Raw genomic sequence first — 16205 nt, forward strand, 5'->3', positions numbered from 1 at the left:
TTTATATAAAAGAATTCTATGCGTAAAATTTGTATTTTGTTGCTGGTTTTGCTCTGCGGTACAGTTTTGCGTGCGCAGGTAAACCCGCCAACTCAAGATACAACTAAAACTCAGTTTTCAGTTGGTAAAATTGAGCTTGAAGATCCTCCAAGTGTAATGTCGGCTTACCGATACGATCCAATTACAGATCGTTATATCTACACCAATTCAGCTGATGGTTTTTCTATAAACTATCCTTTAATTTTAACTCCAAAAGAATATGAAGATTTAGTTCTAAAAGAATCCAGAAGGAATTATTTTAGAAAAAAATCGGATGCAATTGATGGTAAAAAAACAGGTGCCGAAGCTGCAAAAAAAGATTTGCTCCCAAGATATTATGTGAATTCAAGTTTGTTTGAAAGCATTTTTGGAAGTAATACAATAGACGTAAAACCTACAGGATCAGTAGAAATGGACTTAGGTTTACGGTATACTAAACAAGATAACCCTTCTTTTTCTCCTAGAAACAGATCTAGTCTTACTTTTGACTTCGATCAAAGAATCAGTATGAGTTTGATGGGTAAAATTGGAACACGTCTTGAAGTTAATGCCAATTACGATACCCAATCAACATTTGCTTTTCAGAATTTATTTAAACTAGCTTACACACCTTCAGAAGATGATATTGTTCAGAAAGTAGAAGTTGGTAATGTTAGTATGCCGTTAAATAGTACCTTGATTCGAGGTGCACAAAGTTTATTTGGAGTTAAGACACAATTGCAATTTGGTAAAACAACTATTACGGGTGTTTTCTCAGAACAGAAATCTCAAACCAAAAGTATAGTCGCAGAAAGTGGAGGAACAGTTCAAAACTTCGATTTGTTTGCATTAGACTATGATAATGACCGTCACTTTTTCTTGTCTCAATACTTCAGAAATAAATACGATGCTTCCTTAAGAAACTATCCTTTAATTGACAGCCGAGTTCAAGTAACAAGAATAGAAGTTTGGGTAACTAATAAGCAAAATAGAGTTACAACTAGTAATAATAACTTAAGAAATGTTATTGCACTTCAGGATTTGGGAGAAGGACAAGTTACTGGTGTTCCTGATAACGAAGTGGTTGTAATAACAAATCCGACAGGTTTTTTTAATAATCCAATAGATTCTCCTACAGATAATACCAACAATAAATACGATCCTGCGTCGATTGGAAAAGCAGGAAGCTATTTGAATAATAATATTAGAGAAATTGTTACTGCAAAAACTGGATTTAATAATGCAAACGTTGCAGAAGGTACAGATTATTCTGTTTTAGAAAATGCTAGAAAATTAACCACACAAGAATATACTTTTAATCCGCAACTAGGTTATATCTCATTGCAGCAGCGTCTGGCAAATGACGAAATTTTAGCTGTAGCTTTTGAATATACGGTTGGAGGTAAAGTTTATCAAGTTGGAGAATTTGGTAGCGATGGTGTAGACGCAACCGTAGTTACTGGAAGTAATACAAATGGAAACCAAGCGATTGTTACACAAAGTTTAGTTTTAAAAATGCTGAAAAGCAGTTTGACAAACGTTAATAATCCAGTTTGGAACTTGATGATGAAAAACGTTTATCAGATTCCGCAAGCTTATCAAATTAAACAAGAAGATTTTAGACTTAATATTCTTTATACAGATCCTTCGCCAATAAATTATATTACGCCAGCAACAGGAAGTGCTTTTCCGCCAAATCCTGCACCGAATGATGTGGTAGAAAATACACCTTTACTTAATGTATTTAATTTAGATCGTTTAAATTACAATAACGATCCGCAGACCGGCGGTGATGGTTTCTTTGATTATGTTCCGGGAGTAACTGTAGATGTTCAAAATGCACGAATTATTTTTACCACAAAAGAGCCTTTTGGTGAGCTTTTATTTAGAAAATTAAATACAGGATCTGGAGAAAATTATAACGATCCAGCAACATACAACGCGAATCAGCGTAAATATGTATTCCGAACCATGTATAGGAGTACACAAGCTGGCGCATTACAAGATAGCGATAAAAACAAATTTTTATTAAGAGGAAAATACAAATCGTCGGGCAGTAATGGTATTCCAATTGGAGCATTTAATGTTCCTCAAGGATCTGTTGTCGTAACCGCAGCAGGAAGAGTTTTGGTTGAAGGAATCGATTACAGTGTCGATTATCAATTAGGAAGAGTACAGATTTTAGATCCTTCGCTGCAAGCTTCAAATACGCCTATTGAAGTTTCTTTGGAAAACAATTCAATTTTTGGACAGCAGACTAGAAGATTTATGGGATTGAATGTTGAGCATAAAATTTCAGATAAATTTGTTGTTGGAGGAACTTTCTTAAAAATGACAGAGCGTCCGTTTACACAAAAATCTAGTTATGGACAAGAGTCTGTAAATAATACTATTTTTGGTTTCAACGGAAATTACGCAACTGAAGTTCCATTTTTGACAAGGTTGGCTAACAAGCTTCCAAATATTGATACCGATGTTCCTTCGAACCTTTCTATTCGTGGAGAAGTTGCCTTTTTGAAACCCGATGCGCCAAAAGCTAGTGATTTTGAAGGAGAAGCAACTATTTATATAGACGACTTTGAAGGTTCTCAGACAACAATCGATATGCGATCTGCTTATGCTTGGAGTTTGGCTTCAACACCTTTTATAAATTCTGCTACAGATAATACTTTTAATGCAGGTTCAAATACATTAGCATACGGTTACAAACGCGCAAAATTAGCTTGGTATACCATCGATCCAATCTTTTATACGTCTAAGCCATCTGGAATTTCAAATGATGATTTGTCTCTTAATACAACAAGAAGAATTTATAGCAGAGAACTTTATCCTAATACAGATATTGCTCAAGGACAGATTCAGGTTGTAAATACGCTTGATTTATCTTATTATCCATCAGATAGAGGGCCTTACAACAATAATCCAGATTTTGCGACAATGAGTCCTTCTACAAACTTTGGAGGTATTATGCGTGCTTTGAATTCGACAAATTTTGAACAAGGAAACGTTGAGTACATTCAGTTTTGGGTATTAGATCCTTATGTTGGAAATGGAGAAGCTCAAGCAAGCAATACAGGAAAAATCTATTTTAACTTAGGTGAAATTTCTGAAGATATTTTAAAGGATGAGAGAAAACAATACGAAAACGGATTAGGACCAGGTCAAATTATGGTAAATCCGCAGCCGCAATGGGGAGATGTGCCAGCGTCGCAATCTCTGATTTATGCATTTGATACAAATCCAGAAAACCGTAGAAATCAGGATGTTGGTTTAGATGGTCTTCCGAGTTCGAGAGAAGGAGCAATCTATACCAATTATGCTGGTGAAAATGATCCTGCAGCTGATGATTATACTTATTATCTAAATACAGACGGTGGTATTTTAGATCGTTATAAAAATTACAACGGTACAGAAAACAATTCAGCAGTTAGTGTAGATGATCCAAATCGTGGTTCTACAACTCTTCCAGACGTAGAAGATATTAACCGTGATAATACCATGAGTACAATTAATGCTTATTATGAATATAGTATTGATTTAAGGCCAGGTATGCAGATTGGAGACAATTATATTACAGATATTCGTGAGCCAGAAGATGTTGGAAATGTAGAATTGCCAAACGGATCGACTACACGCGCAAGATGGATTCAGTTTAAAATTCCGGTTTCTCAGCCTAAAAATACAATTGGAAATATTACCGATTTCAGATCGATTCGTTTTATGAGAATGTTCATGACTGGATTTAACGATCAGATGACGGTTCGTTTTGGAGCATTGGATTTAGTAAGAGGAGAATGGAGAAGATATACAGGTACATTAGATGCTAATGATACAACTCCAGATGATGACGGAACTGAATTTGATGTTGCAGCAGTTAATATTCAGGAAAACGGAACAAAATGTCCTGTAAATTATGTTATTCCGCCAGGAGTACAAAGAGAACAGCTTTATAATAACAACACGATTATTAATCAAAATGAACAATCTTTAGCAGTAAGAATTGCAGGTACAGGATTAGAATATCGAGATTCGAGAGCAGTTTTCAAAAATGTGAGTGTTGATATGCGTCAGTATAAGAAATTGAAAATGTTTCTTCACGCAGAATCACTTGTAAATGAAACTCCGCTTGAGAATGACGAAATGGTAGGTTTTATTCGTTTTGGTAACGATTTTACCCAAAACTTCTACCAAGTTGAGATTCCATTGAAAGTTACAGCAACTGGAGGTTCTTGTACAATAAGTCCGGATCAGGTTTGGTTAGATCAAAATAATATTGATTTGGCATTGTCTTTATTAACAGCAATGAAAATTAAGGCGATGACAATAGATCCTACTTCTTCAAAAAGAGATATTAACGGTATCTATTATCCTGATGATGATCCAGAAGCAAGCGGAGGTGATGGTGACAGTAAATTAAGATTAGGTATTAAAGGAAATCCGAATTTTGGTTTAGTTCGAAATTTAATGGTCGGAGTAAAAAGTACGGCCGAACATAAAAATATCAAAGGGGAAGTTTGGTTCAATGAACTTCGTATGTCCGATTTGGAAAACAAAGGCGGTATGGCGGCGCTATTAAATATTGATACCAATATGGCTGATTTTGCAACTTTGTCTGCTTCTGGAAAAAAGAGTACAATAGGTTTTGGCTCTCTAGAACAAGGCGCAAATGAAAGAGATAGAGAAGATATTCAGCAATATAATATCGTTACCAATATGAATCTTGGAAAATTGCTTCCTAAAAAATGGGGAATCAATCTTCCGTTTAATTATGCAATTGGAGAAGAAGTTATTACGCCAGAATATGATCCGTTTAATCAAGATATTAAGCTAAGCCAATTAATAGCTGAAACTACAGATCCAGCCGAAAAAGATAACATAAGAACTCGCGCGGTTGATTATACAAAACGTAAAAGCATCAATTTTATCGGAGTTCGAAAAGATAGAGCTTTAGAGCAAAAACCTCATGTTTATGATGTAGAGAATTTCACATTCTCGCAATCTTACAATCAGGTAGAACGACATGATTATGAAGTGGAAAATTATAACGACGAACAATCGAGCACGGCTGTAAACTATGCTTACACATTCCAGCCGAAAGAAGTGGTTCCGTTTAAAAATAACCAATTCATGAAAAAAAGTGATTATTGGAAAATGTTAAGTGACTTTAATTTTAATTATTTGCCATCAAATATTTCCTTTAATAGTAATATTTTAAGACAAAGTAATCGTCAGCAATATAGACAGGTTGAATCTGTAGAAGGAATTGCATTAGATCCGCTTTACAGAAGAAATTTTGCATTTAATTATCAATATGGTTTTGGATTTAATTTGACAAAATCATTGAAATTGAATTATACAGCAGCTTCTAATAATATTGTAAGAAACTTTTTGAATGATGATAATACGCCAAAAGAAGACTTTAATATTTGGGATGATTATTTTGATATTGGAACACCAAATCAGCATTTACAGCAATTGATTGTCAATTATGATATTCCAATTAATAAAATTCCAATTTTTAGTTTTATAAAGGCAAACTATTCGTATACCGCAGATTACAACTGGCAGCGTTCTTCTACTGCATTTTCTCAATATGTAGAGGATGATACGACATATAATTTAGGAAATACAATTCAAAATGCCAATTCGAATACTTTTGCGGCAACTTTGAACATGAATTTGCTTTATAAATATTTAGGTCTAACTCCTGGCGCAAAACCTGCAAAAGCAAAACCTGCAGCGCCGCCAAAACCAGGCGAGAAAATTGTAAATACAGCTAAACCAACGGTAAGCAGAAGTCCTTTTTATGATGGAATGATTGGAGTTCTGACAAGTATCAAAAATGTTCAAATTAATTATACTGAAAATAGCGGAACGGTTCTGCCAGGTTATATACCTGGAGTTGGTTTCTTCGGAACATCAAAACCTTCGTTAGGATTCGTTTTTGGTAGTCAAGATGACGTTCGTTATGAAGCAGCTAAAAATGGTTGGTTAACCGATTATCAAAATTTCAATCAAAACTTCTCGCAAGTAAATACTAAGATGTTAAAAGTGACTGCCAATCTTGATGTACTTCCCGATTTGAAAGTAGATTTATCAATGGATCGTTCTTATTCTGAAAATTCTTCAGAACAATATACAGTTAGAGATTCTATTGGAAGATTGTTTTATCAGCCATTATCTCCTTATACTTATGGAATGTTCTCTATTTCTACGGTATTGATAAAAACTGCTTTTTCAACAAGTAATGAAACACAGTCGGCAGCCTTTGAGGATTTTAGAAATAATCGTTTGATAATAGCAAATCGCTTGGCAGAAGAACATTATGGAGCGGGAATGCCAATTCCGAGATACGATGCATCGACTCTTCCTCCGGAAGATACTTCTGTGCCAGTAGATAATATTGCAAATCCTAATAATACGGAAAGAAAGTTAATTCAGTCTAATGATGGTTATCCGATTGGTTTTAGTAAAAGTAATCAGGCCGTATTGCTTCCTTCGTTCTTAGCAGCGTACACAGGAAGCGATGCTTCTAATGTTTCAACGGGTATTTTTAGAAGTTTCCCTATTCCGAACTGGTCGATAAAATATAACGGATTAATGCGCTATAAATATTTTAAAGATCATTTTAGACGTTTTTCATTACAGCATAATTATAGAGCTTCTTATACTGTTAGCCAGTTTAGATCGAACTTTGATTACCTTGAAAATCCAAATGGACAAGATGTAAATTCAAATTTCTTCAACAAAACAGTGATGTCAAATGTTAACTTAGTGGAGCAATTTAGTCCGCTTATTCGAGTTGATTTTGAATTGAAAAGTTCGCTTCGATTGCTGACAGAAATTAAGAAAGATCGAGCTTTATCAATGAGTTTTGATAATAATTTGTTGACAGAAGTAAAAGGAATAGAATATGTTGTCGGATTAGGATATCGTTTTAAAGACGTCATTATATCTTCTCGACTTGCAGATAATCCAACAGGAATTATTAAAAGTGATATTAATATAAAAGCAGATTTTTCATATAGAAATAATGAAACATTAGTTCGTTATTTAGATTACGATAATAATCAGCTTGCAGCGGGACAAAATATTTGGACATTAAAGCTAACAGCAGATTATGCTTTCAGTAAAAACTTAACAGCAATATTCTACTACGATCATTCGTTCTCGAAAGCAGTTATTTCAACTTCATTTCCTTTAACGAATATTAGATCTGGTTTCACACTTCGTTATAATTTCGGAAATTAATTTTTAGTTTCTAAACTAGATTTCATTAGAAGATTATTACATTTGTGGCTTAAATTTTAAATTATCAATTTTCAAACATACTATTATGAGCATACCAGCAAATTTAAAGTACACAAAAGATCACGAATGGGTTAGCATCGAAGGAGATGTTGCGACTGTAGGAATTACTCATTTTGCACAAAAAGAGTTAGGAGATATCGTGTATGTTGAGGTAGAAACTTTAGATCAGACACTTTCAAAAGATGAGGTTTTTGGAACTGTTGAGGCTGTAAAAACAGTTTCAGATTTATTTTTACCATTAACAGGTGAAATCATTGCTTTTAATGAAGATTTAGAAAGTGCTCCAGAAACTGTAAATTCTGATCCTTATGGAGCAGGATGGATGATTAAAATTAAAATTTCAGATGCATCAGAAATTGATTCTTTATTGTCTGATGAAGCTTATAAAGAATTAATCGGTGCCTAAACAACTGCTATTAATTTGGGCAATTATCTGCTCTGGAATTATTGCTTATCTGTGTCTAACAGATTCGGGCAATTTGCCAGCAGTTAATTTTCCAAGTTTAGATAAAATTGTACATTTCTGTTTTCATTTTGGATTTACAATTTCTTGGATTTTGTTTTTCAAAAAAGAATTGAAAGGAAAAGAAGCAGATGATTATAAGGCTTATTTGATTTCGTTTATATTCTCTGTTTTTTTTGGAATTACAATCGAGATTATGCAAAATGCTCTTACAGTTACCAGAGCGGCAGATATATCAGATGTTTTAGCAAATGCTCTTGGAGCGTTTACGGCAGTTTTTTCTGCTATTGCTTTTAAAAAGCAGATGGATAAGATATAAATATTGAAAACCCACTTCGGTGGGTTTTTTTATACAATAAATCAAGCTTTTAAAATCTGTTTTTTTTGAATATAAAATGTACTTTTGTGCTGGTTTTCTGCAATTTCGATCATTATGAATGTAAAACAATATTTAGATTCTACTTATTTAAAAACTGCTTCTCAAGCTGGTCTCTCTGATGCAGAAAATGTTTTGGTGGTAAAAAACACCATTGTTGAGGCAATTAAGGAAGAATTTAAATTGGTAATGATTCGTCCTGAATATGTTGCAATGGCGAAAGAAATGATCACAGAAGCTAAATCTGTTTTGTTGGTCGGAACTGTAATTGATTTTCCAGAAGGCAAGTCAAGTCTTGAAACTAAAATAAAAGAAGCCAATGAAGCTATTGCAAACGGAGCCGACGATTTGGATTTTGTTTGTAATTATGAAGCTTTTAAAAATGGGGAAATAGATTTGGTGAAAAATGAAATCTTAATAGGAACTCAGATTGGCTTGGCTCACAACAAAACAGTAAAATGGATTATAGAAGTTGCGGCTTTGACTGATAAAGAAATCATACAATTATCTGCTTTGATCAAAAATGTTGTGGTATCTCATTTCGATGAAGAAGATTTTTCTTCTGTGTTTGTTAAGTCATCAACAGGATTTTATAAAACAGAAAACGGACTTCCGAATGGAGCAACTGTCTCTTCAATAATTATAATGCTTGAAAATGCTTCCCCTTTGCCAGTAAAAGCAGCGGGTGGTGTTCGTTCGTATGGGGAGGCAATAGAAATGATTAATTTAGGAGTACAGCGAATTGGCACTTCGGCGGCGAAAGCAATTGCAAACGGACAAATTTCCCCAAATCAATATTAAATAAATACCTGTTTTAGTGAATAAGTTTTTTTTATCCCTTGTTTTAATTTTTTTGTTTTTAAATGCTTCGGCACAGCAAAATGGCAATCCTTCAATTCAGCCTGGTTTTACTGCTGAGATGTTTCCTGTTTTTCCAAATTGTGAAAATTTAGATGGCAAAAAACTAGAAAATTGTTTTTATAAAGAAGTTCAGGATTTTGTGTTTGGTAATTTTCAAGTTCCTGAAAACTTAAAAGAAAAAAAATACAAAGGAGAAGTAAAAGTTCTTTTTGAAGTTGACGCGACTGGTGAATTTAAAATAATTTATGTTTCGGCTGTAAGCGAAGAATTATCAACAGAAGCAAAACGTGTTTTTGGAAAATTTCCTAAAATAAAACCCTCAACTTATAATGGAAAACCAACATATTCAAAATATACTATTTCAATTGATATACCTTTAAAAAGTTCAGAACAAATTGCGGCTGAAGCTTTGGCTGCGTCAGAAATTTTAAAACCAATTGAAAAACCAATGACAGAATTGGATAGCATTGTTTATAAAAAATACAATAATCCAGAATTCGACAGTCATTTAAATATTCCGTTTTCACATAGTTATTACGCTCAGTTTGATGGCGCAATGAATCAGGTTGGAAGTAATAACCATACTGCTTCTAAACCTTTTACTTACGAAGAAGTTTCGAAATATTATAATTTGAAAGCAGTTAACCAATCATTACAGAAAAATGTTTCGAGTTGGTTAGGAAGAAAATGGTGGAATGAAAACATGGTGCAGATTCAAGGCGAAGGATATTGGCTTGCTTTAAATCCGATTGTGGATTTGCAATTAGGAAAAGCTTCAGATATTGATGCTTCTTACACTTACGTGAATACTAGAGCGTTGAATTTTAGAGGAGGCTTAGGGAAACAAATCAATTTTACGACAACATTTTTTGAAAGTCAAGGAAGATTTGCTGGATATTTTAATGATTATGCAGAATCTATAAAACCTTCTGGAGGAAATCCGGCGATAATTCCAGGTGTTGGAATTGCGAAAAGATTTAAAACCGATGCATATGATTTTCCTTTAGCGGAAGCTAATATTACTTATACGCCAAGTAAAATCTTTGACTTGCAATTGGGTTATGGAAGAAACTTTATTGGAGATGGATATCGTTCTCTTTTGGAAGGAGATGGAGCAAGTCCATATCCTTACTTTAAAATTAATACCAAATTTTGGAAAATCAAGTACACGAATACCTATATGTGGCTGAAAGATGTTCGTCCGGATGTGACGGTAGATAGGACCTATGCAACTAAATTTATGGCGAACCATTATTTAAGTTGGAATGTTTCGAACAGATTAAATTTAGGTTTCTTCGAATCGGTAGTTTGGACAGATACAAATAATAGAGGTTTTGATATTAATTTTGTGAATCCGATTATTTTTTACCGCGCCGTAGAATTCGGTTCTTCTTCTAGAAGCGGAAATGCTCTTTTAGGAATTACAGGAAAATATAAATGGAATAACAGCATTAATTTGTATTCGCAATTTTTGATTGATGAATTTTCGGTTTCTGATGTTGGAGCAGGAAACCAAAGCTGGAAAAATAAATTCGGATTTCAGTTAGGAGCAAAATATTTTAATGCATTTAATGTAAAAGATTTATTAGTTCAAGTAGAATTTAATCATGTGCGTCCGTATGTTTATTCGCATAGTGCCGTTATTACAAATTACGGACATAATAACCAAAGCATTGGACATCAATGGGGAGGCAATTTTAAAGAGCTTTTATTAATCGGACGTTATCACAAAGGGCGTATTTTTGGAGACGCAAAGTTCACGATTGGTACAAGAGGTTTAGATTTTGATACTGCCGAAGATTCATATAATTATGGAGGCAATATTTATAAAAGCTACGACGAAAATCGTCCGTATGATACAGGTGTAAAAGTAGGGCAGGGAAACAAAACAAGTGTTTTTATTGCAGATATTCAAGGCGGTTATCTGATAAATCCAATGACTAATTTAAAATTATTTGGAAGTCTTATTTACCGAAATTTTGATCCGACGCAAGAGACGGCATCTACTTTTAAGCAAAGTACAACGTGGTTTAGCATTGGTTTGAGATCTGATATTTTTAATTGGTATTTTGATTACTAGGATTTTTAATAAGATTTTTCGAAATAATAGTGTTAAAGAATGCTGAGATCTTAGTTTGTAAAGGTTTTATTGAAAAAAATCTAATTTTATAGGCCTAAATTCTACAATCTAATTTGTACATTTGCACCACTCAAAAAAAATACACAAATATCAACGATATTGAACGCTGCAAAAAATACATTATCAATCAAATCAATATTTCTAGACTTTAAAGAGATTACTAAAGCCGGCTTGGCTATTAGTGTTTTGTTCTCTTCTATTGCAGGATATTTATTAGGTGTTGATTCTGAACACCCATTTAGTTGGAGTGTTTTGGCAGTTTTAGCAGTTGGGGGATATTGTATGGTTGGGGCTTCAAATGCTTTTAATCAGGTAATTGAGAAAGATATTGATTCTTTAATGGATCGTACTAAAAATCGTCCAGTTCCTTCAGGACGTATGAGTCCAAAAGTTGCTTTATTAGTTGCAAGTTTGCTAACTATTATCGGTATAGCGCTGCTTTATACTATAAATGCTAAGTCGGCAATGTTTGCGGCAATTTCTATATTCTTGTATACAAGTGTTTACACGCCATTAAAAACAGTTACTTCGCTATCAGTTTTTGTTGGAGCATTTCCTGGAGCAATTCCTTTCATGTTAGGTTGGGTTGCGGCAACTGGAGAATTTGGTATTGAAGCTGGGACTTTGTTTTTGATACAATTTTTTTGGCAATTTCCACATTTTTGGTCTATTGGATGGTTCTTGTATGAAGACTATGAAAAAGCAGGAATTTTTATGTTGCCTACAGGCAGAAAAGATAAAGGAACTGCATTACAGGTTATTTTGTATACAATTTGGCTGATAATTGCTTCATTGTTGCCAGTATTAGGTTTTACTGGGCAATTGTTCATTTCGCCAATTGCAGCAGTTTTAGTATTTCTTTTAGGAATCTGGATGCTTTTTTATGCAGTGAAACTGTATAAATTGAGAACAGCAAAAGCAGCAAGAACATTAATGTTGGTAAGTGTTTCTTATATTTCGCTTTTACAGATTGTATATATAGTAGATAAATTTTTAAGATAGTTATGGAAATGACGTTGAAAACAAATGATGAACAAGCACAAAAGTCAAAATCAGCAAAACTGATTCTGCTTTTTGCAATGGTTAGTATGACCATGATGTTCGCAGGATTAACAAGTGCATTTGTAGTAAGTAAATCAAGAGCGGATTGGTTGAAGAATTTTGAACTTCCTTCTGCATTTTATTGGAGCACAGCAGTAATTATTGCCTGCAGTGTTACTTTTCATTTAGCAAAGAAAGCCATTCAGAAAGATAATAGAAGCGCAGTTACAAGCTTGCTTTTAGGAACTTTGGCTTTAGGGATTTTATTTATTGTACTTCAATTTCAAGGATTTGGACAAATTGTTGAGCAAGGGTATTATTTTACAGGACAAGGTAGCTCAATTACTACAACTTTCCTTTATGTGGTAACAGTTACACACTTGTTGCACTTAGCTGGCGGATTAATTTCACTTTTAATTATAATTTATAATCATTTTAAACAAAAATACAATTCGACTCAAACTCTTGGTATAGAACTAGGTGCGATGTATTGGCACTTTTTGGATTTATTATGGGTATATTTATTTTTATTTTTATTTTTCTTTAAATAAGAAAAAAACGTAAATTTGGGAACTTTTTAACGAATATCTTTTATGGGAGCGACAGTTACTACTGCAAACAACGACGAAAAAACTTGGGGAGGCGGTCATGAGATCCAGCCACTAGGATCAAGTTATGGTAAAATGATGATGTGGTTTTTTATCGTATCAGATGCCTTAACATTCTCTGGATTTCTAGGAGCTTACGGTTTTTCTAGATTTAAATTTATTGAAACTTGGCCTTTGGCTGATGAAGTGTTTACTCACTTTCCATTTATGCATGGTGTTGCGGCTCCAATGTATTATGTAGCATTAATGACTTTTATTTTGATCTTTTCATCTGTAACAATGGTATTAGCTGTTGATGCAGGACACCAATTGAAAAAGACAAAAGTTGCTATTTATATGTTCTTAACTATTATTGGAGGTCTTATTTTCGTTGGTTCTCAAGCTTGGGAATGGAAAAACTTCATTAAAGGTGAATATGGAGCAGTTGAAACAGTTGGAGGAAGTTTACTTCAATTCGTAGATAAAGACGGAAAAAGAGTTGCTTTAGCTGATTTCGCTGTTAAATTGCCAGAACAAAGAGAAGCTTTAACAAGAAGCCATTCAACTTGGTTTATGGAAGATGCTCAATCACTTCCAACTTATACAGTTGCTGAAGTTCAAGCTGGATTTAAAGCACATCCTGAAATTTTAATTAGAACAGAAAAACTTACTGATAAAAAGAAAAAAACAGTATTATCAAGAGAAGAGTCTGAAGCGCATTTAGCATCTGCTAAATATGTTGTAGAAGGAGCTAACTTGATCAGAAACGAATACGGTAATAAATTATTTGCTGATTTCTTCTTCTTTATTACAGGTTTCCACGGATTCCACGTATTCTCTGGAGTTATCATCAATATCATCATTTTCTTTAATGTATTGTTAGGTACTTATGAGAAGAGAAGAAGCTACGAAATGGTAGAGAAAGTTGGTTTATACTGGCACTTCGTAGATTTAGTTTGGGTATTTGTATTTACAGTTTTCTACCTAGTTTAATTTTTAGCATTTAATTATTATGTCACACGAGCACGTATCAAATACAAAAAGAATCTGGTTTGTTTTTGGATTACTTTCATTAGTAACTACAGTAGAAGTTATTTTAGGTATCTACAAACCTGCATCATTAGAGTTTACGCATTTTATCGGTTTGAATTTGTTAAACTGGATTTTCTATATCCTAACAGTTTTCAAAGCATACTATATTGTATGGGCATTTATGCACATGGAAGGTGAAAAAAGCAGCCTTAGATGGTCTGTTGTTTCTCCTGTTATCTTCCTAGTTTTATATTTATTGTTTATTCTGTTGACAGAAGGACATTATATTTATGGGGTTTTTAAAGATTCTACTATTAAATGGAATTTTTAACATGATATTAATTCGAAAAGAGTCCCGATAACATCGGGATTTTTTTATTTTTGTACCTCAATTATTTCCGTTAATACAATGAAAAAAAATATAGTTCTATTTGTACTTTTTGTTCTTCCAATTGTAGCTTATTTATTTTTTGCTTCTGGTGTAAATAGTTTTACGACACTTCCTGTAATAACACCAAAAGTTGCTGACTTTGGAAATTGGGAATCCCTAAACGGAAAAAAAATCTCATTAGATAAAAAAATAACTGTTCTTGGTTTTGCAGGTTCAAATATTTTAGAAAATCGAGGAAACTATTTCAACTTAAATGAGAAAATCTACAAGCGTTATAATGGCTTTGAAGATCTTCAGTTTGTAGTTTTGTGTCCACTTGGAACAGAAGCTGAAGCACAGAAAATAGTTGATGCCTTGTCTCCTTTTACAGATGTAAAAAACTGGAACTTCGTATTTGCATCGAAAGAAGAAATTCAGAAATTTTATGATGGGCTTCATTTAAAAGAAAAACTAAATGAAAATCTTGGCACCTCAAATGTTTATATCATTGATAAAGAACGTAATTTAAGAGGAAGAAAGGATAAAAAAGAATATAAAGAAGGTTATGATACTTTTCACCCATCAGAGTTGAGCAATGAAATGTTGGATGATTTTAAAATTATCCTGTATGAATACCGTGCAGCTTTAAAGAAGAATCATAATGCTACAAAACAACTTTAAAATCATTTATAATGTTTAAGAATAAATCATATATAGGAATCTCTTTTATCATTTTGATTTTTGGGATTTACGCCATTCCTAAAATTGTTGATCGTGTTAAAAATGGTGATGTTGTTAAGGGAAATCGTTTGGATAATGTTGGGGCTAAAACTCCAAAAGACACAAAGCTTTTGACAATTGGTCCAGCTCCAAAATTCGAATTAACAAATCAGGATAACGCAAAGGTTTCTAATGAAACGTATAAAGGAAAAGTATATGTTTTAGAATTTTTCTTTACAACTTGTCCATCAATCTGTCCAAAGATGAATATGAGTATGTTGGAGATTGAAAAGACTTTTTTTGGAAATCCTAACTTTGGTATTGTTTCGATAACTATTGATCCAAAACACGATACTCCGCAAGTTTTAAAGGACCACGCTAAATTATTGGGCGCGAAATCGTCAAATTGGAACTTTTTAACAGGTGATAGAGATGTAATAATGGATTTGTCTAATAAAGGATTTAATCTATATGCAGGCGCAAATGATAAAGTAAGCGGTGGATTTGAACATTCAGGTTTGTTTGCTTTGATTGATAAAGAAGGTAATATTCGTTGCAGAAAAGATGAATTTGGGAATCCGAATATTTATTATGATGGTTTAGACAAAAAAGGTGTACGCGATATTCAAGAGGATATTAAAATTTTATTAGCAGAATAAGTGATGGAAGATAATTCTTTAGAAAAAAAATATAATAAATTAATTGTTGCAGTTTCAATTATAATACCGGTTGTCGTTGCAATTTTGTTTGGAGTTAAGCTTAAAGATTTCGGTTTTAATGTAGAACCATTATCATTTTTACCGCCAATTTATGCTACCACAAACGGAATAACTGCTGTAGTATTAGTAGGGGCAGTTTTAGCAATTAAAAACGGAAAACAAAAATTACATGAAAGGTTGATGACTTTTGCAATTGCATTGTCTGTTGCTTTTTTGATTATGTATGTTGCTTATCACATGACTGCAGATTCTACTAAATTCGGAGATTCGAATCATGATGGGGTTCTTGATGCTGTAGAAAGCGCTAAAGTTGGATCACTGCGATTAGTGTATTTTATTATTTTGATCACGCATATTTTGCTTTCGATAGCAATTATTCCGCTTGTTTTAATTACTTATGTTAGAGCACTTGGGCAACGATTTGATAAACATAGAAAAATAGCTAAAATCACTTTTCCAATTTGGCTTTATGTAGCTGTAACAGGAGTTGTGGTATTTTTAATGATTTCTCCTTACTATGCACACTAAAAATAATATTCAAAAGTCAAAAGTCAAATTTCAAAGTTT

At 33.2% G+C, this 16205-nt stretch carries 12 protein-coding genes; all 12 read left to right on the forward strand.

All coding sequences use genetic code 11. The features are described from left to right. The first annotated feature begins 18 nt into the window (after window positions 1-18). The gene (sprA, locus tag NYQ10_RS07800; RefSeq protein WP_289879739.1) at window positions 19-7269 is read left to right on the forward strand and encodes a cell surface protein SprA; all 7251 of its coding nucleotides are present in this window, start codon (window positions 19-21) and stop codon (window positions 7267-7269) included. 85 nt (window positions 7270-7354) lie between these two features. Continuing rightward, window positions 7355-7735 carry a glycine cleavage system protein GcvH gene (gcvH, locus tag NYQ10_RS07805; RefSeq protein ID WP_276175215.1) on the forward strand — a complete coding sequence of 127 codons (381 nt, stop codon included), beginning with the start codon at window positions 7355-7357 and terminating at the stop codon, window positions 7733-7735. Next, the gene (locus NYQ10_RS07810; protein ID WP_289879741.1) at window positions 7728-8111 is read left to right on the forward strand and encodes a VanZ family protein; all 384 of its coding nucleotides are present in this window, start codon (window positions 7728-7730) and stop codon (window positions 8109-8111) included. Before gcvH ends, NYQ10_RS07810 begins: the two co-directional genes overlap by 8 nt. A 114-nt stretch (window positions 8112-8225) precedes the next feature. Further along, on the forward strand, window positions 8226-8969 hold the full coding sequence (deoC, locus tag NYQ10_RS07815) for a deoxyribose-phosphate aldolase (RefSeq protein ID WP_289879742.1): 744 nt from the start codon (window positions 8226-8228) through the stop codon (window positions 8967-8969). Window positions 8970-8985: 16 nt separating this feature from the next. After that, the gene (locus NYQ10_RS07820; protein WP_289879744.1) at window positions 8986-11109 is read left to right on the forward strand and encodes an energy transducer TonB; all 2124 of its coding nucleotides are present in this window, start codon (window positions 8986-8988) and stop codon (window positions 11107-11109) included. A gap of 159 nt (window positions 11110-11268) precedes the next feature. After that, window positions 11269-12171 carry a heme o synthase gene (gene cyoE / locus NYQ10_RS07825; RefSeq protein WP_289879745.1) on the forward strand — a complete coding sequence of 301 codons (903 nt, stop codon included), beginning with the start codon at window positions 11269-11271 and terminating at the stop codon, window positions 12169-12171. A 2-nt stretch (window positions 12172-12173) separates the two neighbouring features. Continuing rightward, the gene (locus tag NYQ10_RS07830; RefSeq protein WP_289879747.1) at window positions 12174-12761 is read left to right on the forward strand and encodes a cytochrome c oxidase subunit 3; all 588 of its coding nucleotides are present in this window, start codon (window positions 12174-12176) and stop codon (window positions 12759-12761) included. 42 nt (window positions 12762-12803) lie between these two features. Further along, a complete protein-coding gene (locus NYQ10_RS07835) occupies window positions 12804-13790 on the forward strand; it encodes a cytochrome c oxidase subunit 3 (RefSeq protein ID WP_276175209.1) in 987 nt (328 codons plus the stop codon). A 19-nt stretch (window positions 13791-13809) separates the two neighbouring features. Continuing rightward, window positions 13810-14160 carry a cytochrome C oxidase subunit IV family protein gene (locus NYQ10_RS07840; RefSeq protein WP_276175208.1) on the forward strand — a complete coding sequence of 117 codons (351 nt, stop codon included), beginning with the start codon at window positions 13810-13812 and terminating at the stop codon, window positions 14158-14160. 78 nt (window positions 14161-14238) lie between these two features. Then, window positions 14239-14880: a hypothetical protein gene (locus tag NYQ10_RS07845; RefSeq protein WP_289879750.1), complete on the forward strand. Its 642-nt coding sequence runs from the start codon at window positions 14239-14241 to the stop codon at window positions 14878-14880. 11 nt (window positions 14881-14891) lie between these two features. After that, the gene (locus tag NYQ10_RS07850) at window positions 14892-15578 is read left to right on the forward strand and encodes an SCO family protein (RefSeq protein WP_276175206.1); all 687 of its coding nucleotides are present in this window, start codon (window positions 14892-14894) and stop codon (window positions 15576-15578) included. Window positions 15579-15581: 3 nt separating this feature from the next. Next, window positions 15582-16166 (forward strand): DUF420 domain-containing protein, encoded by a 585-nt coding sequence (locus NYQ10_RS07855; protein ID WP_289879752.1) that lies wholly within the window; start codon window positions 15582-15584, stop codon window positions 16164-16166. Window positions 16167-16205 lie beyond the last annotated feature (39 nt).

Origin of the sequence: Flavobacterium johnsoniae, assembly GCF_030388325.1 — a bacterium.
GTDB classification, from domain to species: domain Bacteria; phylum Bacteroidota; class Bacteroidia; order Flavobacteriales; family Flavobacteriaceae; genus Flavobacterium; species Flavobacterium johnsoniae_C.